Genomic DNA, 23,565 nt, shown 5'->3' with positions numbered 1-23,565 from the left:
GCCCCGGGCACGTGGCCGGGCCGGCAGCGGACCTCTTCCGAGTCACACTGCGCTTGGTGGACTGTATGTCACACGAACTTCCCTGACAAACGCTCGCGGAGCGCTTTTCGGGGAACTTCCAGACCACCGTCACGATGACTCATCATCGACGTACATCGTCGCCGACAGTTCCAGCGTTACACAAACGAGATCTGATGTTCCGACATCGAGATCTGGCCGGGACGCCGCGGTGACACAGCCCCCGCCCGGTACGCCCTATTTGGCCGGTTCCGGGAAGGGCGGCTCGAGATTGCATCGCTGAATTTCATATGCGGGCACTCGCTCGATTCGATAACTCGCGAAATGCAGCGCATCCTTGAAATTCTGTTTGAATCGCGGCCACGTCAGTTCCGACCGGTACGACGTCAGCAGGTCCTGGGTCTCGGGGCACGTGAGCGCGACCCGCGCCTCGGTCACCCAATCCTCGTCGAGGAATCCGGGCATCCACGGGTGCTTGTCGATCATTCCGGTGTCCACCACGACCCAGTCGGGGTACAGAGCCTTGTCGTGCCCGATACGGCCGTCGTCCAACCGCTCGGTGTGCGCCGCAAGCGGGTAGGCGAGACCCATCTGGTCCAGCACCCGCACGTCGAGGCCGACGTTCATGCTCGTCATGCCGAGGTTCAGGAAGTACACGGTGTGGCCTGCGCCGTCCTCCGGGATCGGAAGGGGCGGTGGAACGACGAACCAGTACGTGTAGTCGGCGGACGGGATGAGCAGGCCGCCGTCGGGGGTGTCCGAAATGGTCTGGACCATGGCGCGCATGCGCGGATAGTCCAGGTAGTCGTCCGCGCGAATCGGGTGCGCATGACCGGTGTTGAGAACGTAGAAGGCGCGTTCGTCGACAATTCCGGAACGTCCGATAACGACACCTTCCGGCATTCCTGTCGTGTTCGACGCGAAAAATGCCCACACGACGGTGCCGACCCACAGAAAAGCCGTTGCCAGGAAAATCGATGATTCCCTGTTACGGCCCCATGATGCGCGGTCCGGAATTCGCACCGGAATTACCGCGACGGGAACGATGAAACAGAACAGAACGGGAAGAAGAACGCGGCCGTGCATGAAGTCGCCGCCGACGCGCAACGAGTACAGACCGAGGATCAGGCCGCTCGCGAGAACGAAGACGACCACGGCATTCTGCGTGCGCAGCCATCCGCGAAGGCGCGTCAGCCGATTCCCTTCGGTGTGATGAACACCATGCTCGATGTCCTTGTCCCGGCCGCGCCAGGCGATCACGGCGCCGGCGAACAGGAAGACCAGCGGCAGCCACAGCAGGTACGGGCCGAGCAGGTTCCAGAGGTACGCGAAACCCTGCGACCACTTCGCGCCGCCTGCATCCTTCGACACCGCGGTGTTGGGGTACGGGAGGGCGTAGTAGCCCATGCGCCAGATCTGGTAGCCCACCGGGACGATGCCGGCGACGAACACCATCGCCACCCGCACCACCCACGTGAGGCCGGGCGCCAGGAAGATCATGGCCAGCGACAGCACACCCAGGATCGCCAGTTCGGGACGCACGAGCGGGCCCATGCCGGCGACGAACGCCAGCGTCAGCACCGACGTGGTGGACGGGGAGGCCGCCTGGCTCCACCGGACCAGCAGCAGCCAGAGCAGCGCGATCCAGAAGATGACGAGGCAGCTTTCGAGGCCCGACGTCGCGAAGTCGCGGGCCGGGGGCACCGCGATGTAGACGAGCACACCGGCGGGCATCAGGAACAGCGTGCCGCCGCCGGCGAAGGATCCACCGCGGTACAGGCGTGCGGTGCCGAACATGGCGAGCACGATCGCCGCCGTGGACAGGATCAGCGCGATCGTCAGAACGACGTATTCGAGCCGGGCCTGGGACAGCCAGCTGAACGCGTAGACGATGTACGTCCACGCGGTGCTGGTGTTGGCCTCGACCCGCTCGCCCGAGTTGAAGACCGGACCGTTGCCCGCGAGCAGGTTCCGGACCGTGCGCAGCACGATCAGACCGTCGTCGGCAATCCATCGCCGCTCCCAGGCGCCCCAGAACATCAGGAGAGCCGAGACGGCCACACCCCCGAGGAAGACCACCCTCGAGAGGATGGCCTTCCGGTGGCGTTCGGTGGTCCGCTCCGCGGCGGCGCCCGATTCCTCGGCGTCGCCTACCAAGTCAGACGAGGTAGACAGCGACACCCACCACTCCGATCCAGGCAATCGCGAGAAGTTGGAGCACGCGGTCGCCCAGCGCGATCTCCTCGGGCTCCCCCGCCTCGCCGCCGTCGACGTCGACGGCGTAACGCAGGATCGCGATCGTGAACGGCACCATGGAGATGGCGTACCAGTTGGTGGCCTTCAGGTCGTCCTGCTGGAAGGCCCACAGCCCGTAGCAGAGCACGACCGCGGTGGCGCTCAGCGTCCAGACGAACCGCAGGTACGTCGTGGTGTAGTTCTCGAGGGACTTGCGGATCTTCGCGCCGGTGCGCTCGGCGAGCTGTAGTTCGGCGTACCGCTTACCGGCCGCCATGAACAGCGAACCGAATGCCATGACGAGCAGGAACCACTGCGACAGTGCGATCTCGGCGGCCACACCACCGGCGATGGCGCGCAGCAGGAACCCGGACGAGACGATGCAGATGTCGAGGACGGCCTGGTGTTTGAGGCCGAAGCAGTACGCCAGCTGGATGCCGATGTAGACGGCCATCACGACCGCCAGCTGCCAGTTGGCGAGGAACGACAGGGCGATCGAGCCGCCGAGCAGCACGACGGCCATCGCGAACGCCAGGTTGACGGGCAGCACACCGGCCGCGATGGGCCGGAATCGCTTGGTGGGGTGCGCGCGGTCCGCTTCGACGTCCATCGCGTCGTTGACGAGGTAGATGCCGGACGCTGCCATGCAGAACACCACGAAGGCGAGCGCGACGGGAAGCAGGACGGCGGATTCCGTCGCCGTGCCCGCGGCGACGGGAGCTGCGAGGACCAGGACGTTCTTGACCCACTGACGCGGGCGGACGGCCTTGACGATGCCAGCCGCCAGGGATGTCGGGGGTCCGGTGACGACGGCCGGTTCCTCGCTCATTTTTCTCCAAACTTCTGCTCGGCCTTCAGCACCGCGACCGCGGAGGCGGCCCCCAGGGCAGATCCGGCGAGCACATCGGTCGGGTAGTGCACTCCCAGAACGAGCCGGGAAAGCAGCATCGGCGGTACCAACAACGCAGGCAAGGGTAGCCCGGTGAGTCGGCCGAGCAGCACGGCAGCCGCTGTGGTGGATGTCGCATGCGAGGACGGGAAGCTCAATTTGCTGGGCGTCGACACGTTGACCTGGATCGACGGGTCGTTCGGCCGCGGGCGGCGGACGATGCGTTTGATCACGATCGAGGCCGCATGGGCTCCGACGGCGCCCACGGCGACGCCCGCCCACTGCCGGCGGCGGGGCTTGTCGAGCGCCGCGCCGATGCCGGCGACGGCCACCCACCCGAGGGCGTGCTCACCGAAGTGGGACATGCCCCGTGCGGTCGAGACGACGCCGGGACGGCTCGCGATCGTCGACTGGACTGTCTGCAGGATCTGGATCTCACTGGATGCCGAAGACACGTTCCCACCTCTCCTTGCTGGTCAGGGCAGGAACGGCGTCCTGGTACTCGCGCTTGAGTTCGGGGAATCGCTGCGCCAGTTCGCGGCGCAGCCGGATCGCTTCCTTCAGCAGCGCGAGCGCCAGCTTGGGGTTGCGCTTGCGGTAGACGACTCCACGCCCGTCCGCGGTGGTGACGGTGACACCGTCCACCTGGGACAGCAGGAACCACCGCGCGTCGAGGGTGGGCACGTTGAGCTGGGGACGCTCGTGGTGTTCCTCGTGGGCCGGCTTGACGTTGTGGACGAGGCCCTTGCCGAGTCGCACGATCTTCGCGAGCGGGTTGCGGGGCTCACCGACGGCGCCGACCTCGGCGCCCGAGGGCAGCGGCAGGCTCGTCGACGACGGCAGGACCACGGCATCCGGGTACTCCTTGCGCATCGCGTGGACGTTGCCGAGCGCGGTGGGGAGCAGTTCGAAGATGTGCTCGGGACCCTGCAGGAAGTCGGCGATGGCCTGGTTCTGGATCGCGACCGTCGAGTACTCGAGGCACAGCAGGTGCTTGATCGTGGCCTTGACCGTGTTGATCACGAGGCCGCGGCCGTTGCCGGGCATGTGCAGGGACGCGACGACGAGACGGTTCCGCAGGTGGAAGTACGCCTGCCAGTCGATGGCATCGTCCTTGTCGCTCCACGCCATGTGCCAGATCGCGGCACCGGGCATGGTGACGGTCGGGTAGCCGGCCTCGCGGGCCCGCAGACCGTATTCGGCGTCGTCCCATTTGATGAACAGCGGCAGCGGCTGACCGAGTTCCTCGGCGGCCTGCCGGGGGATCATGCACATCCACCAGCCGTTGTAGTCGACGTCGATGCGGCGGTGCAGCAGGCGGGAGTTCTCGCGGTCGCTCAGCGGGTAGCGGGAGAAGTCGTGGTCGTACTCGACGTTCGGGGCGGCCGTCCACATGAAGATGCTGCGGTCGACGACCTCGCCCATCGAGTGCAGGTGGCTGCGCTCCTGGAGGTTGAGCATCTGCCCGCCGACGAGCATCGGCGACTTCGCGAACCGGGACATGGCGAGCGCGCGGAGGATCGAGTCGGGCTCGATCTCGATGTCGTCGTCCATGAACAGGATGTGCTGGCAGTCGGTGGTCTTCAGCGCCTCGTACATGATGCGGCTGTAGCCGCCGGACCCGCCGAGGTTCGCCTGGTCGTGCATGGCCAGCCGGTCGCCGAGCGCCTCCGCGGCCTCCGCGAAGCCGGGCTCGTCCTTGACCTTGCGGGTGCCCTGGTCCGGGATGATGACGGCCTTGACGACGTCCATGACGAGTTCGTCGGACGCCAGCGCCGTCAGTGCCTTGACGCAGTCCGTGGGCCGGTTGAACGTGGGGATGCCGACGGCGACGGTGGCCTCACCGGGGGCGTCGACCGGTGCGTACCAGCCTGCGCTCTCCAGCACGACCTCGGTGTCGCTGGTGATGTCGAACCAGATCCAGCCGCCGTCCTCGAACGGCGCCAGCTCGACCTCGAACTCGAGGGCGGTGTCGCCGTCCTGGAACTCGCGGCCCTCGACGTGGATGCGCGAGGAATCGGCCTTCGACCGGTACACGTCGATGCGGCAGTGCCCCGACAGCTCGAGCCGCAGCACCACGGAGTTCAGCGTGCTCCACCGGCGCCAGTAGCTGGCCGGGAACGCGTTGAAGTAGGTGCAGAACGACGTCTCGGACTCGGCGCCGACCGACAGCGACGTCCGCGACAGCGAATGCGCGCGGCGACTGTTGGTCTTCGCCTCCTCCAGGTAGAGGGTGCGGACGTCCAGGGGCTCACCGGCGCGCGGCAGGATCACCCGCTGCAGCAGCGACTTGCCGAGAAGCGGCGCGTCCTCGGTGACCTTCTCCGATTCGAGCAGATGCCGGGCGCTCATTCGCCCTCCCCCACCAGGTCCGCACCGGATTCGAAGTGCGGACGCAGGGAGTTGTCGAACATCGACAGCGCGCTGGCGATCGCCATGTGCATGTCCAGGTACTGGTAGGTGCCGAGACGGCCGCCGAACAGGACCTTGTTCGCGGACATCTCCTCCTTGGCACGGTCACGGTAGGCGGCGAGCATGGCACGGTCGTCCGGGGTGTTGATCGGGTAGTACGGCTCGTCCTTGCTCTCCGCGAACCGGGAGAACTCCCGCATGATGACCGTCTTGTCCTTCGGGTAGTCCCGCTCCGGGTGGAAGTGGCGGAACTCGTGGATCCGGGTGAAGGGCACGTCGGCGTCGTTGTAGTTCATGACCGGCGTTCCCTGGAAGTCACCCGTCTCCAGCACCTCGGTCTCGAAGTCGAGGGTGCGCCAGCCCAGCTCGCCCTCGGAGTAGTCGAAGTAGCGGTCGAGGGGGCCCGTGTAGACGACGGGGGCGTCGGGGCTCTCCGCGCGCAGGTCGTCGCGGACGTCGAACCAGTCGGTCTCGAGGCGGACCTCGATCTTCGGGTCCTTCGCCATGTTCTCGAGCCACGCGGTATAGCCGTCGACGGGCAGGCCCTCGTACGTGTCGTTGAAGTAGCGGTTGTCGAACGTGTACCGCACCGGCAGGCGGGTGATGTTGCCCGCGGGCAGATTCTTCGGATCCGTCTGCCACTGCTTGGCGGTGTAGTCCCGCACGAACGCCTCGTACAGCGGCCGCCCGATCAGGGAGATCGCCTTCTCCTCCAGGTTCGACGCCTCCTTGGAGTCGATCTCGGAGGATTGGTCGGCGATCAGCTTCCGCGCCTCGTCCGGGGTGAAGTAGCGCCCGAAGAACTGCGACACCAGACCCAGGCCCATCGGGAACTGGTACGCCTGGCCCTTGTGCAGCGCGAACACGCGGTGCTGGTAGTTCGTGAATTCGGTGAACTGGGTGACGTAGTCCCACACCCTCTTGTTCGAGGTGTGGAACAGGTGCGCTCCGTACTTGTGGATCTCGATGCCGGTCTCGGGTTCGGCCTCCGAATAGGCGTTTCCGCCCAGGTGATGACGACGGTCGAGCACCAGCACACGCTTACCCAGCTGTGTTGCTGCACGCTCGGCGACGGTCAGTCCGAAAAATCCGGAGCCGACGACGATGAGGTCGTACCGGCCAGGGGCGGTTGTCTCTGGGGTTGCAGCGGTCACGATGAACCAGGGTAAGCGACTCCGCGACCTGTGCGCGGCCAAGGGGTGCAGGGACCCCTTCGGCACGCACGAGGAGTTCTCCCTGTATTCACCGGTTCTGCAGACCTCGTTGTTCGCGCCGACGCGGCGATCGCGCTTCATGAGCGGGTGCGCATCGTCCAGCTGGCGAACTTCTACGGACCGCGGTCGGGCGGGCTCCGCACCGCCCTCCACAACTGGGGTCAGGGGTACGTCGAACGCGGACACGAGGTGATCCTCGTCGTCCCAGGTCAGCGGGATTGCGAGGAGCTGCTCCCGAGCGGGGTTGTGCGGATCACCCGGTCCGCTCCGACCATCCCCTGGACCGGGGGTTATCGCGTCGTCGATCCGCGCCGGGTGGCCGACGTCGTCACCGGGCTCGGACCGGACGTCCTGGAGGTGTCCGACCGGCTGACGCTGCGCGGTTTCGGGGGCTGGGCCCGCGCCCGCGGGGTGCGCAGTGTCGTCGTGTCACACGAGCGCCTCGACCGGCTGCTCGGCCAGTTCGCTCCCCGGCGCGTGGCCCGCGGCTGGGCCGACGTCGCGAACCGCCGGATGGCACGCAACTACGACGCCGTGGTCTGCACGACGGACTTCGCGAGCGAGGAGTTCACCCGGATCGGGGCCCCCAACCTGCACCGGGTCCCGCTCGGTGTCGACCTCGCGATGTTCCACCCCGGCAAACACGACCAGGAGATGCGCGACTCCTTCGCCGATCCGGCGCAGCGTTTCCTTCTGCACTGCGGCCGGTTGTCGGTGGAGAAGCAGGTCGAACGGAGCATCGACGCCGTCCGGCTGTTGCGGCGGCAGGGGCACGACGCCCGGCTGGTCATCGCAGGCGACGGCCCCCGGCGGGAGGCGCTGCAGTACCGGGCCCGGGGGCTTCCCGTGCACTTCACCGGGTTCATCAGCGACAAGGGCCGCCTGGCGTCGCTGTTCGCGTCGGCGGACGTGTCGCTGGCGCCCGGACCGCACGAGACGTTCTGCCTGTCGGCGCTCGAGTCGCTGGCGGCGGGCACACCGGTGGTCGCGTCACAGTCTTCGGCTCTCGCCGAGATCATCACACCCGGCTGCGGCGCCCTGGCCCGGGACCGGGGTCCGGCGTTCGCCGACGCGGTGAGCGGCATCCTCGAGATCCCCTCCTGCACCCGCCGGGCGTCGGCCCGGCGGCGGGCCGAGGACTTCGGCTGGGCCGAGTCGGTCGACGGGATGCTCGCCGTGCTCGAGGGGGCCGCTCCTCTGTCCTCCGTTTAGCTGCCGCCGGTCGGGAGCCACTCGCGGAGCACGCTGGCGTCGATCACCTGCGCCCCCAGTTTCTTCGTCCAGATGATGGTGCCGTTGGTGAACATGCGGAACTTCCCCGCCTCCGACGGCAGCATCATCTCGGGACCGATCGGCGCGCCGAGTGTGCTGTTGACGCCGCCGAGTTCCTTGTACTTCTCGGCGATCGGGGAACCCTCGGTGGTGCCGACGGTGTCCTCGTCCTCGCCGGCGGAGGCGAGGATGGACGGGTCGGGTTCGCCGGGGGCGGCAGGCGGAGCCGGGACCGCGAGTCCGTCACCGAGGGTGAACCAGTCGGACTTGAGCTTCAGCTTCGCTCTCGCCTCGACGCCGGTCGCCTCGGCGGTCCCCGACGTTCCGACGACCTTCACACCGGTGACGCGTCCGCCGTCGACCCCGAAGTTGTTGCGGGTGACCACCTCGAACGATTCGAGCTCGCCGACGTTGAACGCGGACGCGATGTCGCCCGCGGTGAGGGTCACCACCCAGTCGTGGTTCGGCGACACTGTGTCGCCCTGGTCCTCGACGGCCGGGAACTCGCCGCCGGCGGTGTATCCGCCTGTGGACGAGGAGAATTCGGCCGCAACCGGCTTGTTGTCCTTCGTCAGGATCATACCCTTGGTGGAACGGACGGCGTCCGTGGTCCGCGGGTCCTCCTTCGAGGAACCGCCGTAGACCTGGCAGCTCTGGGTGTCGCAGGTCTTCGCGTATTCCTCCCGGTTCTCGGCGGCGGCGTAGGAGCGGGCCGCGACGGCCTGCGCCCGAAGCGCCTCGGCACCACCGGTGTCGGCCCAGCCCGCCTTCGCCTCGGCGGGCACCACACCCAGCAGGTAGTCGTCCATGTCGACGACGTTGACGGTGCGCACGGCGGCGCCGTCGAGCGCGACCCCGAGGGCGCCGCGGTAGGGGGTGTCACCGGCGCACAGCTTGAGGTGTTCGTTCGCGGGACGGTCCGGGGCGAGGTCGACCGGGTCGACCCACGGGTGGTCGGTGGCGTCCTGCCACAGGACGTCGCCGGCACATCCACGGGTGACGACGACGTTGGCGCCGCCGTCCGCGGTCGGTGTCAGGTGGACGGCCTCGCCCGGTCCGACGGGCTTGCCGGCGACGACGGCGCCGGCGTCGGAGTAGACGTCGAGCGGCTGGTCGTCACGCGCCTGCAGCCGGACGCTGATCTGCGCGTCGGCGAGGGTGCCGAGTGTGGTGCCGCCGTAGTAGTGGCCGAGGATGCGCTCTGCCGCCCACCCCTGATCCTTCGCGTATCCGTAGGCGCCCCACTGGCCCATCCCGCGGCCGTGGCCGTTGCCGTGCCCGGACAGCGTGAACGGTGTGTCGGAGGCGACGGTTTCCCGGACGTCCTGGCCGGAGGAGCGCACCTGCACGACCACGCCGGTGACGGCGCCGACGACGAGGACGGGTGCGATGCCGAGCGCCGACGCGCGCAGAAGTCTGGCCCTGAACCCGCGCGGGGCGGGAGGGCCCGCGATGTACCGCCTCCTGCGAGTCCAGGCAGGTCTACCTGCACGAACCCCGAATTCGGTCTTCGCCATCACTGCACTCCTCATCGCTGAACAACGAGCGCTGAGACGGGTGTGCGACTCGTCTCAGCGGGTCCGAGAAATTCGGGATAAAGTCTCAATGTAAGGTTGAGCGTTATGGACCTGTGTGACTAGTGTGGCAAGAGTGATTGGAGTTAGCAACAACAGTCTCTTCCGTCACACAGCATCACGAGTTGCAGACACGCGAGGTCGCTCGCAGGAAACTACAACTGAGGAGAGTCCCCCTTGCCGCACCGTCGACCGAAGCCCTCGATCGTCCTCGGGGCTGTCGCCGCGCTGGCTGTCGCAAGTCCCGTTGCGGTCTACGGCATCAGTAGCGCACCCTCGGACGTCCGATCCACGAACGAAACCTCCAACTCCGCCGTGTCCACCGAGATCGCGCAGGTAGTGCTGTCGCAGATCCCCGACATCGTGATCCCGCTCAAGGAACTGACCGGGCTGAACCTTCCGGACGTCAACATCGGCGACCTCCGGAACCTGAAGATCCCGCCGTACCTCCACATCCCCAGCAACGTGCAACTCCCCGGCGGAATCCAGATCCCGAGCCTGCAGATCCCGCTGAAAATCCCCGCCCCGGGCGACGTCTCCGACCCCGCGATCCTGCCCCCGGCCGATCAGCAACCCGGCGCGATCGTCAAGGAACTGTCCCGCGACACCCCGTTCAGCATGGTGGCGCTCACGTCCGAAACCCTCGCGTCCGCGGAGTCGAAGGTCCGTGCGCTGCAGGCCGACGGAACGTGGGGACAATGGGTCTCCCCCGACATGATCGACACCCGTCGCACCGACAAGACCGCGTCGGACGGCAAGGTCGCCACCGAACCCGTCTACGTCGGGCTGACGAAGGCGATCCAGATCCTCACCCCCACCTCCGCGCCCGCCCAGGCGGGCGCACCCGCACCCGCACCGGACGCGGTTCCCGCACCCGGGGCACCCGCTCCCGCACCGGCGCCCGCCGCCGACGGGGCCGCGCCGCTCGGGTACACCCCCGCCGCCGTCAACACGCCGCTGCGACAGCAGCCGGCACGAGCGGGCGCCGACGACGTCACCGCCGTGCTCATCGAACCGGGCAGCGGCCCCGGCGACGCCACGCTCAGCGACATCGCGAGCCCGCTCGACAGCGGCGGCCCCAAGGTCATCAGCCGCCAGCAGTGGGGCGCGGACGAGTCCATCCGCTGCCAGGACCCCGACTACGACGACTTCATCGGCGGTGCCACCGTGCACCACACCGCGGGCGCCAACGACTACTCGAAAGCCGAATCGGCCGAGATCGTCCGGGCGATCTACGCGTACCACGCGCAGACGCTCGGCTGGTGCGACATCGGTTACAACGCGCTGGTCGACAAATACGGCCAGATCTTCGAGGGCCGCGCAGGCGGTCTCGACCGTCCCGTCCAGGGCGCACACGCGGGCGGGTTCAACGAGAACACCACCGGCGTCGCGATGATGGGCGACTTCTCGTCCGAGGATCCGCCGCAGGCCACGCTCGACGCCGTCGGCAAGTTCCTCGGCTGGAAGCTCGGCAAGGCCGGACTCGACCCGCTCGGCGAGACGACGATGTACTCCGAGGGCACCGAGTTCACCCCGTACGCGGAGGGTGAGGCCGTCGACCTGCCGGTGATCTTCGCGCACCGCGATGTCGGCAACACGTCCTGCCCGGGCGACGCGGCGTACTCGCACATGGACGAGATCCGGCAGATCGCGGCCGCCAACCTTGGCGGCGGCGGCAACGCCTCGCTGGCCTCGGACGCACCCGCCGGTGAGGCTCCGGCGCCGTCCGGCGGTCCGGGCACGGATGCCAGCGGCCGCCTCGGCGCCGGGATCCCCGCCCTGGTCACCGAACTGCTGCGGCTCACCGATCCGTCGCCGGTCGCCCAGAAGTGGGTCGCGGAAGGCGGCGACACCGGCAGGCTCGGCCAGGCCGTCACGGGACTATTGCAGGCCAAGGCCGGGAACTCGGGCGCAAATTTCGCCAACGGCGCCATCTTCACCTCGCCCAACGGCGGCGTGTGGGCGGTCCTCGGCCAGATCTTCAAGACGTGGCAGAGCCTCGGGGCCGACAACGGTGAACTGGGCCTGCCGACCAGTGACGAGTACTCGATTCCGGGCGGTCTGCGCACCGACTTCGAGAACGGCTCGCTGATCTTCAACGAGCTCACCGGCATCGTGACCAAGGTGTTGAAGACGTACAACGACACCTACGCGGAGGCCTACAAGAACGGCGCCCGGGTCGATGCCGCGGCTCCCGTCGCACCGCCCGCGGACCCGGCACAGATTCCGCCTGCCCCCGCCGAGCCCGCTCCGGCACCGGCACCCGAACCGGTTCCCGCGCCCGCGCCCGTCGAGCCGGCACCGGTTCCGGCCGGCTGACCGGGTTACCCCCTCTCGGGCGCTGGTGGTCTCAGGACCACCAGCGCTCGAGTACTTTCGCGACCCCGTCGTCCCAGTTGGTGGCCGTGACCTCGTCGGCGGCGGCCTTGGCGTCGGGATGCGCGTTCTCGACGGCGACACCGCGGCCCGCGAGGTTCAGCATCGGGATGTCATTGGGCATGTCGCCGAACGCCACGATCTGCGACGCCGTCACCCCGAGCCGCTCCGCGACCAACGCGAGACCCGACGCCTTCGTGATGCCCGCCGCCGACAGTTCGATCAACCCGTTGTCCGTGGAGAACGTGACGTCGGCGCGGCGCCCGATGTGCGGCGCCAGCGCGTCGACCATCGCCTGACTGGACATTTCCGGCACCCGGATCAGCAACTTCACCGCGGGGGCCGCGACGACCTCGTTCTCGGACATCTCGGTGTTGTCGGGGTTGAGCCACGCGTGCTGGTAACCGGGGGAACTGACGAACTGCGGCGTGGCGGCGTCGTGGGCGCTGACCCCGACCCGCTCGGCCGCGAGGCCGGCGCCGGGCAGCACGTCGAGCGCGATCGCCGACAGCCAGGTGAGGGTGTCCACGTCCAGGGTCGCGGCGCTGAGCACGCGGTCGCTGTCGCTGTCGTAGATGACGGCGCCGTTGGCGCAGACGGCGAGCGGCGCGTAGCCGAGGCCCTCGACCACGGGATGGATCCAGCGCGGGGGCCTGCCGGTGGCCAGCACGAAGGGTGTCCCCGACGCGACGACCGACGCGACGGCGTCCCGGGTACGGGCGCTGATGCGCTCGTCGTCCCCGATCAGGGTGCCGTCGACATCGGACGCTACAAGGCTCGGTCGGTCTGGGCTCACCCAGCCATTCTGCCTGCCGGGCCCGCGACGCCACCGGGCGGCCGTTACCGGGACCGGCGTTCCTCCGCCTCGCGGCGGTCCAGCTCGGTGGCTTCCTCGATGGTCGGCGCACTGCCACCGAGACGTCGCGGCACCCAGTACGCGCCCGCCGGATGGTCGAATCCGTCCTGCACCCGGCGCAGGATCACGTCCATCTCCGCGTGCAGGGTCTCGGTGAGGGCGTCCGCCGGTTCGCGCGGCTCGATCGGCCGTCCCACCTCGACGGTCACCGGGAACCGATGCCGCCCGAGTTGTCTCGGCCGACCTTTGGTGGCGATCCGCTGCGCACCCCACACGATGACGGGCACGATCGGCACCCCGGCATCGATCGCCATGCGCGCCGCACCCGACTTCAGTTCTTTGATCTCGAAGCTGCGGCTGATGGTCGCCTCCGGGTACACCCCCACCAGTTCGCCCTCGCGCAACCGCTCCACCGCGGTGAGGTACGCGCCGGCGCCGGCGGTCCGGTCGACCGGGATGACCCCGCACCCGCGCATCAGGAACGCCATCACCTTGCTGTTCGCGAGTTCGACCTTGGCCATGAGCCGCAGTTTGCGGTCCACCGCACCGACCGCGAGTGCCAGCTGGACGAAGTCCAGGTACCCGGTGTGATTGACCGCGAGGACCGCACCGCCCTCGGCGGGGATGTTGTCGAGGCCGACTCGCGTCATCCTCAATCCCTGGAACAGGGACAACGCCCTGGCCGTCGACTCGACAGCCGCGTAGACCGGCTCCACCGCCACCTTCTCTAGCTACCGGTCTCCCGGGACCGGCGGGCCTGCGCCTTCGCCTCGGCGTCGGCGGCGTCCATCTTGTTCGCCTCGTCGAGCGTCGGCGCACTGCCACCGAGCCGCGCGGGCACCCAGTACTCCCCTGCCGGGTGGTCGTACCCCTGCTGAAGGTCCGCGAGCATCGTCGTCATGGTGGAGTGCAGCTTCTCCGTCAGCTCGGACGCCGGCTCGAACGGCTGGATCGGCTCACCGACGGCGATCGAGATGGGAGTGTTCGTGCGGCCCAGCCGCTTCGGGAACCCCTTGGTCCACACCCGCTGCGCACCCCAGATGACCATCGGGACGATCGGCACGTTCGCCTCGATCGCCATCCGCGCGGCACCCGACTTGAATTCCTTGATCTCGAAGCTCCGGCTGATGGTGGCCTCCGGGTAGACGCCGACCAGTTCACCACGGCGCAGGAAGTCGACGGCCGCCTTGTACGAATCCGAGCCGGCGGCCCGGTCGACCGGAATGTGCTTGAGCGCGCGCATGATCGGGCCCGAGATCTTGTTGTCGAACACTTCCTTCTTCGCCATGAAGCGGACGTACCGCTTCACCCTGCGGGCCGGAAGTCCGGCGTAGGTGAAGTCCATGTAGCCGGTGTGATTGATCGCGATCACCGCCCCACCCGTCGCCGGAATGTGCTGATCACCCTTGACCGTGAACTTCAGCCCCTCGAGGGCGAATACGGTGCGGGCGATGCCGATGACGGTTCGGTAGACGGGTTCCACAATCGGCTAGCGTAGCCGGGTATCCGCGATCTGGCCCGCCGTCGGGGACGGACATTCGGTGGGGAGTCGACAGAAAGGGCGCGCTGGACATGGGTGGCACGGGCAGGAGGGCGCTCATCGCGCCGGTCGTCGCGGTGATCCTCGGGGCGGGGGTGGCGTGCGATTCGCAGTCCGGCATCCCGACGGAGGAGCCCCCGGTCGACGCCGTGTCCGCGCCCACCTCCGCGGCCGAGCCCACGACCACCACACCGCCCGCCCCCGTGCCGCAGGTGGTCGTCGGTGAGGTGCCCGGCAACCCCGCGGCGGTGGACGCGGTCAGAGCCTGGGCCACCGACCTGGTCACCCGGCCCGCCGCCGTCCCCGCGACATGCTGGACGCTGCCGCCCGCTCAGGCCGCCGACCAGTACGCCGACACGGCCGCGATCCTCGGGGCGCTCGCGCAACCCGGAGTCGACGGGCAGTTCGCGGTGTCGTGGACGGGCGGCGGCACCACGGTGTCCGTCAAACGCAGCGAGATCGCATCCGGCTACGCCTGCCCCCACGTCCACCCCGCCGGGACCGTCGACTTCTACACGCCCGCCGACGCCGAGTACGCCGTCACCCGGTTCCTGTCGCGGGAGTCCGGCGCGCCGGTGAACCGGGCGGACACCGAGGCCGCCTACCCGCTGATCTGCCCGGGCCTGAGCCCGTGGGATCCGGCGGGCACGGGCGCAGGCGGCCGGCCGCCGCTCCGGCTCGACCCCGACGTCCTGGCCGGGACCACCGCGTTCGCCGCCGACGCGATGACCGCCACACCCGTCCGCGGTGACTACCTGGACGTGTCCGTTCCGGTCACCGACGTGTCCGGTGTGACCGTCACCAAGCAGGTCACGCTGTCCATCGGACCCGACGGATATTGCCTGGGTGAAGTGACCTGACCGCACGTGAGTGGCACGGTGTGCTGGAGCGCGCATTGTCACTCACCTGGGGGGAACGCCTACCCTGGAACAGTCGCTCAGCTCCCAGGAGGCATACCAGTGCAGGTCACCAGCGTCGGACACGCCGGATTCCACATCCAGACCGAGGCAGGCTCGATCCTGTGCGACCCGTGGGTCAACCCCGCGTACTTCGGGTCCTGGTTCCCGTTCCCGGACAACACGCAGCTCGACTGGGACACCCTCGGCAACTGCGACTACCTGTACGTGTCGCACCTGCACAAGGACCACTTCGACCCGGAGAACCTGGCCAAGCACGTCAACAAAGACGCGACCGTGCTGCTCCCCGACTACCCGGTTCCGGACCTCAAGCGTGAGCTCGAGGCGCTGGGCTTCCACAAGTTCTTCGAGACCGAGGACTCGGTCAAGCACAAGGTCACCGGACCCAAAGGTGACTTGGACATCATGATCATCGCGCTGCGCGCGCCCGCCGACGGTCCGATCGGCGACTCGGGTCTCGTGGTGTCCGACGGCGAAACCACCTGTTTCAACATGAACGACGCCCGGCCCGTCGACATGGACGTCCTGCACGACGAGTTCGGCACGATCGACATCCACCTGCTGCAGTACTCGGGCGCCATCTGGTACCCGATGGTCTACGACATTCCGACCAAGACGAAGGCCAACTTCGGCAAGCAGAAGCGTCAGCGCGGCATGGACCGCTGCCGCAGCTACATCGAGCAGGTCGCGGCCACGTGGGTGGTGCCGTCCGCCGGACCGCCGGTGTTCCTCGACGACGCACTGCGCTACCTCAACGACGACCGGGGCGACGAGGGCAACATCTTCCCCGACCAGATCACGTTCCTCGAGCAGATGCGGATCCACGGCAACGACGGCGGCATCCTCATGATTCCGGGGTCCACCGCCGACCTGAAGGGCGGCGAGCTGACGCTCACGCACCCGATCCCGGACGCCGACGTCGACAGGATCTTCTCCGACAAGGCCTCGTACATCGAGAGCATGGCGCAGCGGATGGCCCCGGTCCTCGCCGCCGAGAAGGCCACCTGGGCCCCCGCCGAGGGCGAGCCGCTGCTCGAGGCGCTGAAGGCGAAGTTCGAGCCGATCATGAAGCAGTCCGACCTGATCTGCGACGGCATCGGCTACCCCGTCGGGCTGGTGATGGGCGACGAGACCGTCGTCCTCGACTTCCCGCAGCGCACCGTCCGCCCGCGCGGCGAGAAGGACGGCAAGTACCGGTACGGCTTCCGCATCGCGCCCGAACTGGTGCGCACGGTGCTGCGCGACGACGAGCCCGACTGGGTGAACACCATCTTCCTGTCCACCCGCTTCGAGGCGTGGCGCGTCGGCGGGTACAACGAGTTCCTCTACACGTTCTTCAAGTGCCTCACCGACGAGCGCATCGCGTACGCCGACGGCTGGTTCGCCGAGGCCCACGACGACTCCGCGTCGATCGAACTCGGCGGTTACGAGATCCAGCGGCGCTGCCCGCACCTGAAGGCCGACCTGTCGAAGTTCGGCGTCGTCGACGGCACCAACCTCACCTGCAACCTGCACGGCTGGCAGTGGGACCTCGAGTCGGGGCGCTGCAAGACGTCGAAGGGCCACGAACTGCGGTCCACCAAGCTCTGATCCGTCGGACGAACGGGACGCTCGTTCGGTCAGATCGAACGAGCGTCCCGTTCGTGCACGACCGGCGGCAGCCAGGCGTCGAAGGGTACGTTCAGCCGACGGTCGGCGGTTGATCGACGAGCTGGGCCATGTAGAGCTGGTCGCCCATCTTGTCCATCAACTCGATCTGAGTCTCGAGGTAGTCGATGTGGTCCTCTTCTTCCTTGAGGATCCCCTCGAGCAGTTTCGCCGACGTGGCATCGCCCTTCTCTCGGCACATCTGGATGCCCGGACGCAGACGCTCGACGACCTCGACTTCGATGGAGAGGTCGGAGTGGAACTGCTCGCGCAGGTCCTGCCCGATGCGCAGCGGCAGCAGCTTCTGATAGTTCGGAAGCGCTTCGAGGAACAGGATCCGGTCGGTGAGGATCTCGGCGTGAGTCATCTCCTCGATGGACTCCGCCCGGGTCTTGTCCGCAAGTTTGGTGAATCCCCAATTGGCTTGCATCTTCGAGTGCAGGAAGTACTGATTGATCGCGGTCAGCTCGCTGGTCAACTGTTCGTTGAGAAGAGCAATGATCTCGTCGTCGCCACGCATGACTTCTCCGTTCGCCCCGGTTGTGGCGAACGTACCACTGGCGATACCACTGTGCGGCGAATCGCGGGATTCAGTTGTGCTGCAGTTTTGTCACGCGGCCGTGCTACCGACGACCGTCCGCTCGCCCAGAATCTCCTTCAACCGATCTACGCACGTTCCACATCCCCAGCCGGCACCGCATCGCTCACCGATCGCGTCCGCGCTGTCAGCCCCGGCGGCACAGTGCTCGTGCACTTCGTCTTCCGTCACGGCCTTGCAGATGCACACGAACATGTGGAGCTCCTCACCAACCAACTGGATTAGGTAAGGGTTACATCATTCTCGCGATCGCGCAAGGGTAGCCTTCCCAAAATCTCGGTGCGGCGCATCACGGTTTCAAAACATCCGTCCCGACGAACGGCACGAGCGCCTCGGGCACCCGCACGGTGCCGTCGGACTGCTGGTGGTTCTCCAGGATGGCGACGATCCACCGGGTGGTGGCGAGGGTGCCGTTGAGGGTTGCGGCCGTCTGCGGCTTCCCGTTCTCGTCGCGGTACCGCACGCCGAGGCGACGCGCCTGGAACGTCGTGCAGTTGGACGTCGACGTGAGCTCGCGGTACGCCTGCTGCGTCGGCACCCAGGCCTCGCAGTCGAACTTGCGGGCCGCCGACGACCCCAGGTCGCCGCCGGCCACGTCGATCACGCGGTACGGCACGTCGATGGCGGCGAGCATGTCGCGCTCCCACGCGAGCAGGCGCTGGTGCTCGGCGTCGGCGTCCTCGGGCTTGCAGTAGGTGAACATCTCCACCTTGTCGAACTGGTGCACCCGGATGATGCCGCGGGTGTCCTTGCCGTAGCTGCCCGCCTCGCGGCGGAAGCACGTCGACCAGCCGGCGTACCGCTTGGGGCCGTCGGCGAGGTCGAGGATCTCCCCCGAGTGGTACCCGGCCAGCGGGACCTCGGACGTGCCGACGAGGTAGAGGTCGTCGTCGGCGAGGTGGTAGATCTCGTCCGCGTGGGCGCCGAGGAACCCGGTTCCCGCCATGATCTCCGGCCGCACCAGCACCGGCGGGATCATCATCTGGAAGCCGTTGGCCATCGCCTTCTGCGCGGCCAGCTGCAGCATTCCCAGCTGCAGCATGGCGCCGAAGCCGGTGAGGAAGTAGAAGCGGGCGCCCGAGACCTTGGCCCCGCGCTCCATGTCGATCAGCCCCAGCGACTCACCCAGCTCGAGGTGGTCCTTGGGTTCGAAGTCGAACGCCGGAATCTCCCCGACCGTCTCGAGGGTGACGAAGTCGTCCTCACCGCCCGCGGGGGCGCCGTCCTGGACGACGTTGGAGATCGCCCGGTGCGCGGCGTCGAGCGCGGCCTGCGCCTCGTGCTGCTCGGCCTCGGCCTGCTTCACCTTGGCCGCGAGTTCCTTGGATCCCTCGAGCAGCGCCGGACGCTCCTCCGGGGACGCCTGACCGACTTTCTTGCCGAATGCCTTCTGCTCGGCACGCAGGTTGTCGCCGGCGAGAACGGCGGCGCGACGGGACGCGTCGGCCTCGAGCAACGCGTCGACCAGGGCGGGATCTTCGCCACGGGTGCGCTGCGACTCGCGGACGGCGTCGGGGTTCTCGCGGAGGAACTTCAGGTCAATCACGGCTTCAAACCCTACCGGGCGCCTCCGAGCGGCTCACTCCGGTTTCGGTTCCAGCAGGGTCAGGAGGTCCTCGCGGCCGAACATCCGGGCGGCGTCGACGGCGGTCGGGTGGCCCGCGGTGGCGTCGGCACCACCGGCGACGAGGGCTCGCACCACGGCGTCCTCGCCCTTGAACAGCGCCCCTGCCAGCGGAGACTGCCCCTTGTCGTTGAGCCGGTCGACGTCTGCCCCGCGGTCGATCAGAACCTGAACGGCCTCGGCGTGACCGTGGTAGGCGGCCAGCATCACCAGCGTGTCGCCGTTCTGATTGGCGAGGTTCACCGGGACGCCCGCGTCGAGGTACGTGGCGAGGGACACGGCGTCGCCGGATCGTGCCGTATCGAACACGCGCCCGGCGAGTTCCTGCAGTTCGGGATCCACCGGCTCGGCGGAGCGCTGAGAGTCGTCGCTCATGGTTGTCGAAGGTACGCCGGGTTCGAGCCGATTGCGGGAGTTGTTCTGCTTCCTCGATCGGAACGGGCATTATGGAAATCGATGTCCTCAGATCAGTCGAACGGCGCCGACCCCCAGCCGCAGAATGGCGGGCAACCGGAGAAGGCTCCCCGCAGCATGTCCGCGACCACGACGCGTCGCGCGCTCGCGGCCGTCGCGGCAGGTGCCGTGGTGGCGGCGATCGCCACGGTCGCGATCGCCGGCGGTTTCAACCGCAGCGAGAACCTCCCCACGCACTCGACGGGTGCCGGACCGCAGGTTACGGGTTCGGCGGAGGGCGACGCGTTCTCTTCGGCGACGGCGGGCGACTGCCTCGACTGGACGCCGTCGAACGACCCCCAGGAAGACCGGAAGGACGTCGCGAAGGTCGACTGTGCGGACGAGCACCGGTTCGAGGTGGCGGCGCCGCTGGATCTCAGCGTGTATCCCGGCGCCGAGTTCGGTCCCGGTTCGCGTTACCCGGGTGCGTTGCGGTTCGCCGCACTGCGGGACGAGCACTGCGTGCCCGCCGTCGACTCCTATCTCGGCGCGAAGTTCGATCCGTACGGCAAGTTCAGTGTGGGCCTGATGTTCCCCAGCGAGTCCGGTTGGGCCGCGGGCGAACGCACCCTGCGGTGCGGCCTCCAATTCTCCAGCACGGCAGGAACGTTGCTGCCGTTCACCGGGAAGGTGGCCGAGCAGGACCAATCCAACATCTGGGACCCGGGCACCTGCATCGGCATCAACCAGAACGTGCCGACCGATCCCGTCGACTGCGCGCAACCCCATGCCTTCGAAGTGATCTCCGTCGTCGACCTGGCCACCCAGTTCCCGTCGTCGATGCCGTCCGTCGAGGATCAGGACAAGTATCTCGAAGGCGTGTGCACGCAGGCCGCCAACGAATACCTCGGTTCCGCGGACGCGCTGCGGAACAAGACGCTCACGCTGTTCTGGGACAATCTGGAACTCGACAGCTGGCTCGCGGGCAGCAGACGGGTGAACTGCTCGGTGGGTAAGGAGACCGACGCGGGCGGTTTCTCGACCATCACCGGTTCGGCGAAGGGCGAGATCCTCATCAACGGCGCCGCGCCCGTGCCTCCGCCGCCGGTCCCGGAGGGCAGGTCGATGCCGACGCCGCTCCCCGGCGCGGCCCCACCCTCCGGGAACTGATGTGGCAGTGAGCATGACGCCCGACCGATTCGAGGAATTGGTAGGCGACGCACTCGATCTGATTCCACCCCAGCTCGCGGCAGCGATCGACAACGTCGTGGTGCTGGTCGACGACCGCAACGACGAGGATCCGTATCTTCTGGGCCTGTATCACGGGATCGCCCTGACGGAGCGGGACAGTCATTACGGCGGATCGCTGCCCGATACGATTACCGTCTATCGCGACGCCCTCCTCGAAATCTGCAGTTCGGAGGAGGAAGTCGTCCACGAGGTCGCCGTCACCGTGATACACGAGGTTGCGCACTACTTCGGGATAGAAGAAGATCGCTTGCACGAGCTCGGCTGGGGATGAACGGTTTTCCCGAGAAGAATTTCTCGGGATCGGGGGGAACCGAAGAGCGCGGTGCAGCGTCCAAGTGTGTAGGGACAGCTGCACATGCAGTTCGTTTGCCGGGGGGCAACTGCCTTCCGCCTGCCTAGGTCAAGAAGGAGTTCGACGCACATGCCGGATCTGCACGTCGCACCTGAAGCTCTCGTCGCCGCCGCCGTGGAACTCGACGCGCTCGCCGCGCGTCTCGAGGCAGCGGTCGCTCTCAACTCCGCGGCCATCCGTGTGCTCCCCTCCGGGAGCGAAGAGGTCTCCCTGCACGCCGCCGGTTACTTCAACACCGTCGCGAGCACGTTCACCCCCGCTGTCGCGCAGGGCATTCTCGAGATGCGCGAGACCGCGAACACGCTCCGCACCCAGGCCGCGTTGTATGTCGCCGAGGACGTCGCGCTCGGCGCGACCCTCGCTGCGGGCATGTGACGGCGGGCGCCTCGAAACCACCAGGAGATCAGACATGACCATGGGACTGACAGGTGTCATCTGGTTGCCCCGAGGGGCGACCGTCAACTCGACCACCCTCGTCGCGGGCGCGGGACCGGTGCCGCTGAGCGTGGCGAGCGCTGCGTGGACGGCGCTGTCCACCAGCTTCGTCGACGCCAACCTCACGCTGGTGCGTGTGATGGCCGAACTCGCGGCCGGCTGGCAGGGGGTGTCCGCGGTCGCGGCACTCGCGAAGATCACGCCGTTCACGGTGTGGACGGCCGAATGCGCGGAACTCGCCGCGGACACGGCCGCGAAGGCGGGGCTCGAAGCGGGCGCGTACACCACCGCCGCGCTCATCATGCCCAGCATCCCCGAGATCGTCGCCGTGAAGACCGCGAAGGCCACCGCGTACACGACGGGTGGTGCGCTCAACGGCACCGCCGCGGCCGCGGAGGCCGCGGACCGTGCGATGGACATCCGCGCGGGGCTCGTGATGGAAGGTTACGAGGCCGCGTCGAACATCCTGGCACTGAAGCGCGCGTACCGGCAGCCGCCGCGGATCGTCACCAAGGCCGATTCGAAGGAGGTCGGGAGTTTCGACGAAATCCCGTCCGACGGTGAATTCGATCCGACACGTGCCGCCGCGGCCGCTGTGATGGCCGCGGGCCAGAACCCGGCCGTCACCACGGCCGCGTCACAGGTCGGCAGCATCGCGGGCACCACCGTCTCCACCGCCACCTCGGCGGCGAGCAACATCGGCGGCGCGGCGTTGTCCGCGGTCACCGGTGGCGGCGCCGCCCCGATGACGGTCGGCGCGCCGATGCTGTCCGGTGGCTCGTACGGTGGCGGTTCCGCGGCGACCAGTGCCGCGGCGGCCCGCACCTCCGTCGGTGGCATCGGCGCCGGCGCGGCAGGCGGGGCGACGCTGCCCGAGGGCTGGGGAAGGACCGACGGCGGGCAGGGGGCACGGCCCGGCGCACCGGCAGCCGCACCCGGCGGGGTGATCGGAGACGTTCGCGCCGACGTGAATCCGGCCGCGGCGACGCGCGGCGGCACCGGTAGCGGACCGATGTCGGTCGGTCGCGGCGCGGGCGCGGCCGGTTCACAGGACGACGACGAGCGGGAGACCCCCGACTACCTGAAGAACTTCGAGCACTTCTCGGACGGGCGCACGGTCATTCCCTCGGTCATCGGCGCGAACCCCGACCACCGGGAGTCGGGACGGTGATCGACCTGGGCACCCAGCCGGACGTACCGACCCTGCCGGCGGTGACCCTGAGCCTCGACGAAATGGATTATCTCGTCGACACGCTCGCGCTCGACGTGCTGCCGGTGGTGCTCGACGCCACCCCGCGGTACGACACGTACGACGCCAGGGACGCCGCGTTCCGCGGCGCCGCCGGCGCCCTCGCCGCCCGGGATCTGCTCCCGGGCGGCGGGGTCCACCCCGAACTCGCCGACCGCCTACGGGTTCTGGCCCGGCCGGTGTGGGAGATCGCCCTGCGCTGGTACGTCGACGGCAGCATCTCGAGACTGTGCGTCTCCCAGGGCGAAGCACTGTCGGTGCTGGCGCTGCGGGCCGGCGACACGTACGTCGTCCAGGATGCGGGCGCCGACATCTTCGCGCCCGTGATCGGTGCGCTGGGGGCGGTGGAACCGTTGAACGTCGGCGTCGTCAACGCACCCACGGCCTCGCTCGGCGAGGCGTTCGATCAGGGCGGGGACGGCAAGTCGCTCGCGGCCGCGCTCGCCGCGCTCGGCGTGCCCGCGGTCGACGCGACGGTTCTGGGCAACGCGATGGCCGGCTGCACCACCTACGCCGAGATCGTCGGAATCGTCTACGGCGACGGGCAATACGATCCGGTCGGCGGGCCCGTCACGGTGTTCGACACGGGGGCCGGGCGCATCGTCGGCACGTCCAGTGTGTCCGCGCACGGGGTGGCGTGGTCGTCGCTCAGCCCCGGCACCCCGCAACGGCTGCGGCAGGCGCTGGAGTCGCTGGCCGAACGGCTCCGCTGA

The 23,565-nt window shown here is 68.3% G+C and carries 22 protein-coding genes; 9 read left to right on the top strand and 13 right to left on the bottom strand.

Translation table 11 applies throughout. The annotated features are described in order from the left end of the window. Nucleotides 1-255: 255 nt before the first annotated feature. The 5 genes from zomB to glf are packed head-to-tail and all read right to left on the bottom strand — an operon-like array spanning nt 256 to nt 6,708. On the bottom strand, nt 256-2,175 hold the full coding sequence (gene zomB, locus P3H15_RS08040) for a flagellar motor control protein ZomB (RefSeq protein ID WP_276136831.1): 1,920 nt from the start codon (nt 2,173-2,175) through the stop codon (nt 256-258). Between the two features lies 1 nt (nt 2,176). Then, a complete protein-coding gene (locus P3H15_RS08035; RefSeq protein WP_012691119.1) occupies nt 2,177-3,082 on the bottom strand; it encodes a decaprenyl-phosphate phosphoribosyltransferase in 906 nt (301 codons plus the stop codon). Then, nucleotides 3,079-3,597, bottom strand: a complete 519-nt coding sequence (locus P3H15_RS08030) for a phosphatase PAP2 family protein (protein ID WP_012691118.1) — start codon at nt 3,595-3,597, stop codon at nt 3,079-3,081. Before P3H15_RS08030 ends, P3H15_RS08035 begins: the two co-directional genes overlap by 4 nt. Then, complete coding sequence (locus P3H15_RS08025; protein WP_276136723.1) at nt 3,578-5,494, bottom strand: glycosyltransferase; 1,917 nt, start codon at nt 5,492-5,494, stop codon at nt 3,578-3,580. The genes P3H15_RS08030 and P3H15_RS08025 overlap by 20 nt, the downstream gene beginning before the upstream one ends. After that, on the bottom strand, nt 5,491-6,708 hold the full coding sequence (gene glf / locus P3H15_RS08020; protein ID WP_276136722.1) for a UDP-galactopyranose mutase: 1,218 nt from the start codon (nt 6,706-6,708) through the stop codon (nt 5,491-5,493). Before glf ends, P3H15_RS08025 begins: the two co-directional genes overlap by 4 nt. A 147-nt stretch (nt 6,709-6,855) precedes the next feature. Here glf and P3H15_RS08015 point away from each other — a divergent pair, with 147 nt between their 5' ends. Further along, nucleotides 6,856-7,980 carry a glycosyltransferase gene (locus P3H15_RS08015; protein WP_276136721.1) on the top strand — a complete coding sequence of 375 codons (1,125 nt, stop codon included), beginning with the start codon at nt 6,856-6,858 and terminating at the stop codon, nt 7,978-7,980. On the opposite strand, the gene P3H15_RS08010 is transcribed toward P3H15_RS08015, so the two are convergent. Continuing rightward, entirely contained in the window at nt 7,977-9,557 is a 1,581-nt protein-coding gene (locus P3H15_RS08010) for a SpoIID/LytB domain-containing protein (protein ID WP_276136720.1), read from the bottom strand. The genes P3H15_RS08015 and P3H15_RS08010 overlap by 4 nt on opposite strands. 234 nt (nt 9,558-9,791) lie before the next feature. On the opposite strand from P3H15_RS08010, the gene P3H15_RS08005 reads away from it, so the two are divergent. After that, the gene (locus P3H15_RS08005; protein ID WP_276136719.1) at nt 9,792-11,933 is read left to right on the top strand and encodes an N-acetylmuramoyl-L-alanine amidase; all 2,142 of its coding nucleotides are present in this window, start codon (nt 9,792-9,794) and stop codon (nt 11,931-11,933) included. A gap of 31 nt (nt 11,934-11,964) precedes the next feature. Here P3H15_RS08005 and P3H15_RS08000 read toward each other — a convergent pair whose 3' ends face one another. From P3H15_RS08000 to P3H15_RS07990, 3 genes are read right to left on the bottom strand one after another with little or no spacing between them, the layout of a single operon-like run. Then, nucleotides 11,965-12,786, bottom strand: a complete 822-nt coding sequence (locus P3H15_RS08000; protein WP_276136718.1) for an HAD family hydrolase — start codon at nt 12,784-12,786, stop codon at nt 11,965-11,967. A 44-nt stretch (nt 12,787-12,830) separates the two neighbouring features. Beyond that, nucleotides 12,831-13,562, bottom strand: a complete 732-nt coding sequence (locus tag P3H15_RS07995; RefSeq protein WP_276136717.1) for a 1-acyl-sn-glycerol-3-phosphate acyltransferase — start codon at nt 13,560-13,562, stop codon at nt 12,831-12,833. 11 nt (nt 13,563-13,573) lie between these two features. After that, the gene (locus P3H15_RS07990; protein WP_276136716.1) at nt 13,574-14,329 is read right to left on the bottom strand and encodes a 1-acyl-sn-glycerol-3-phosphate acyltransferase; all 756 of its coding nucleotides are present in this window, start codon (nt 14,327-14,329) and stop codon (nt 13,574-13,576) included. Between the two features lie 89 nt (nt 14,330-14,418). Between P3H15_RS07990 and P3H15_RS07985 the strand changes: the two genes are divergently transcribed. Both P3H15_RS07985 and P3H15_RS07980 read left to right on the top strand, forming a co-directional pair. Continuing rightward, nucleotides 14,419-15,246 carry a hypothetical protein gene (locus tag P3H15_RS07985; protein WP_276136715.1) on the top strand — a complete coding sequence of 276 codons (828 nt, stop codon included), beginning with the start codon at nt 14,419-14,421 and terminating at the stop codon, nt 15,244-15,246. A 99-nt stretch (nt 15,247-15,345) separates the two neighbouring features. Continuing rightward, nucleotides 15,346-16,893, top strand: coding sequence for a Rieske 2Fe-2S domain-containing protein (locus P3H15_RS07980; protein ID WP_276136714.1), 1,548 nt, complete (start codon nt 15,346-15,348; stop codon nt 16,891-16,893). Between the two features lie 91 nt (nt 16,894-16,984). Here the strand turns inward: P3H15_RS07980 and bfr are convergent, their stop codons facing one another. From bfr to P3H15_RS07960, 4 genes are all read right to left on the bottom strand, one after another. Next, nucleotides 16,985-17,470, bottom strand: coding sequence for a bacterioferritin (gene bfr / locus P3H15_RS07975; protein WP_072938629.1), 486 nt, complete (start codon nt 17,468-17,470; stop codon nt 16,985-16,987). Nucleotides 17,471-17,560: 90 nt separating this feature from the next. Further along, complete coding sequence (locus P3H15_RS07970; RefSeq protein WP_012691106.1) at nt 17,561-17,743, bottom strand: bacterioferritin-associated ferredoxin; 183 nt, start codon at nt 17,741-17,743, stop codon at nt 17,561-17,563. A 94-nt stretch (nt 17,744-17,837) separates the two neighbouring features. After that, on the bottom strand, nt 17,838-19,094 hold the full coding sequence (gene serS, locus P3H15_RS07965) for a serine--tRNA ligase (protein ID WP_072938633.1): 1,257 nt from the start codon (nt 19,092-19,094) through the stop codon (nt 17,838-17,840). Between the two features lie 33 nt (nt 19,095-19,127). Then, nucleotides 19,128-19,547 carry an ankyrin repeat domain-containing protein gene (locus tag P3H15_RS07960; protein ID WP_072938635.1) on the bottom strand — a complete coding sequence of 140 codons (420 nt, stop codon included), beginning with the start codon at nt 19,545-19,547 and terminating at the stop codon, nt 19,128-19,130. Between the two features lie 81 nt (nt 19,548-19,628). Between P3H15_RS07960 and P3H15_RS07955 the strand changes: the two genes are divergently transcribed. The 5 genes from P3H15_RS07955 to P3H15_RS07935 all read left to right on the top strand — a co-directional run bounded on the left by P3H15_RS07955 (nt 19,629) and on the right by P3H15_RS07935 (nt 23,565). After that, nucleotides 19,629-20,735, top strand: coding sequence for a septum formation family protein (locus P3H15_RS07955; RefSeq protein WP_276136713.1), 1,107 nt, complete (start codon nt 19,629-19,631; stop codon nt 20,733-20,735). A gap of 1 nt (nt 20,736) precedes the next feature. Further along, nucleotides 20,737-21,087: a metallopeptidase family protein gene (locus P3H15_RS07950; protein WP_009477115.1), complete on the top strand. Its 351-nt coding sequence runs from the start codon at nt 20,737-20,739 to the stop codon at nt 21,085-21,087. 150 nt (nt 21,088-21,237) lie between these two features. After that, a complete protein-coding gene (locus P3H15_RS07945) occupies nt 21,238-21,543 on the top strand; it encodes a PE family protein (protein WP_276136712.1) in 306 nt (101 codons plus the stop codon). 34 nt (nt 21,544-21,577) lie between these two features. Further along, on the top strand, nt 21,578-22,774 hold the full coding sequence (locus tag P3H15_RS07940; RefSeq protein ID WP_276136711.1) for a PPE family protein: 1,197 nt from the start codon (nt 21,578-21,580) through the stop codon (nt 22,772-22,774). Further along, nucleotides 22,771-23,565, top strand: coding sequence for an ESX secretion-associated protein EspG (locus tag P3H15_RS07935; protein ID WP_276136710.1), 795 nt, complete (start codon nt 22,771-22,773; stop codon nt 23,563-23,565). Before P3H15_RS07940 ends, P3H15_RS07935 begins: the two co-directional genes overlap by 4 nt.

Origin of the sequence: Rhodococcus sp. T2V (assembly GCF_029269925.1) — a bacterium.
Classification (GTDB): domain Bacteria; phylum Actinomycetota; class Actinomycetes; order Mycobacteriales; family Mycobacteriaceae; genus Rhodococcus_F; species Rhodococcus_F koreensis.
This window is presented reverse-complemented; position numbering and strand designations above follow the sequence as displayed.

What these genes read in the sequence shown, in the direction of transcription:
- P3H15_RS08010 (WP_276136720.1), bottom strand. Translation starts at nt 9,557, where the DNA reads ATGGCGAAGACCGAATTCGGGGTTCGTGCAGGTAGACCTGCCTGGACT.
- bfr (WP_072938629.1), bottom strand. Translation starts at nt 17,470, where the DNA reads ATGCGTGGCGACGACGAGATCATTGCTCTTCTCAACGAACAGTTGACC.
- P3H15_RS07985 (WP_276136715.1), top strand. Translation starts at nt 14,419, where the DNA reads ATGGGTGGCACGGGCAGGAGGGCGCTCATCGCGCCGGTCGTCGCGGTG.
- P3H15_RS07940 (WP_276136711.1), top strand. Translation starts at nt 21,578, where the DNA reads ATGACCATGGGACTGACAGGTGTCATCTGGTTGCCCCGAGGGGCGACC.
- P3H15_RS07970 (WP_012691106.1), bottom strand. Translation starts at nt 17,743, where the DNA reads ATGTTCGTGTGCATCTGCAAGGCCGTGACGGAAGACGAAGTGCACGAG.
- P3H15_RS07945 (WP_276136712.1), top strand. Translation starts at nt 21,238, where the DNA reads ATGCCGGATCTGCACGTCGCACCTGAAGCTCTCGTCGCCGCCGCCGTG.
- P3H15_RS08035 (WP_012691119.1), bottom strand. Translation starts at nt 3,082, where the DNA reads ATGAGCGAGGAACCGGCCGTCGTCACCGGACCCCCGACATCCCTGGCG.
- P3H15_RS07960 (WP_072938635.1), bottom strand. Translation starts at nt 19,547, where the DNA reads ATGAGCGACGACTCTCAGCGCTCCGCCGAGCCGGTGGATCCCGAACTG.
- P3H15_RS07955 (WP_276136713.1), top strand. Translation starts at nt 19,629, where the DNA reads ATGTCCTCAGATCAGTCGAACGGCGCCGACCCCCAGCCGCAGAATGGC.
- P3H15_RS08025 (WP_276136723.1), bottom strand. Translation starts at nt 5,494, where the DNA reads ATGAGCGCCCGGCATCTGCTCGAATCGGAGAAGGTCACCGAGGACGCG.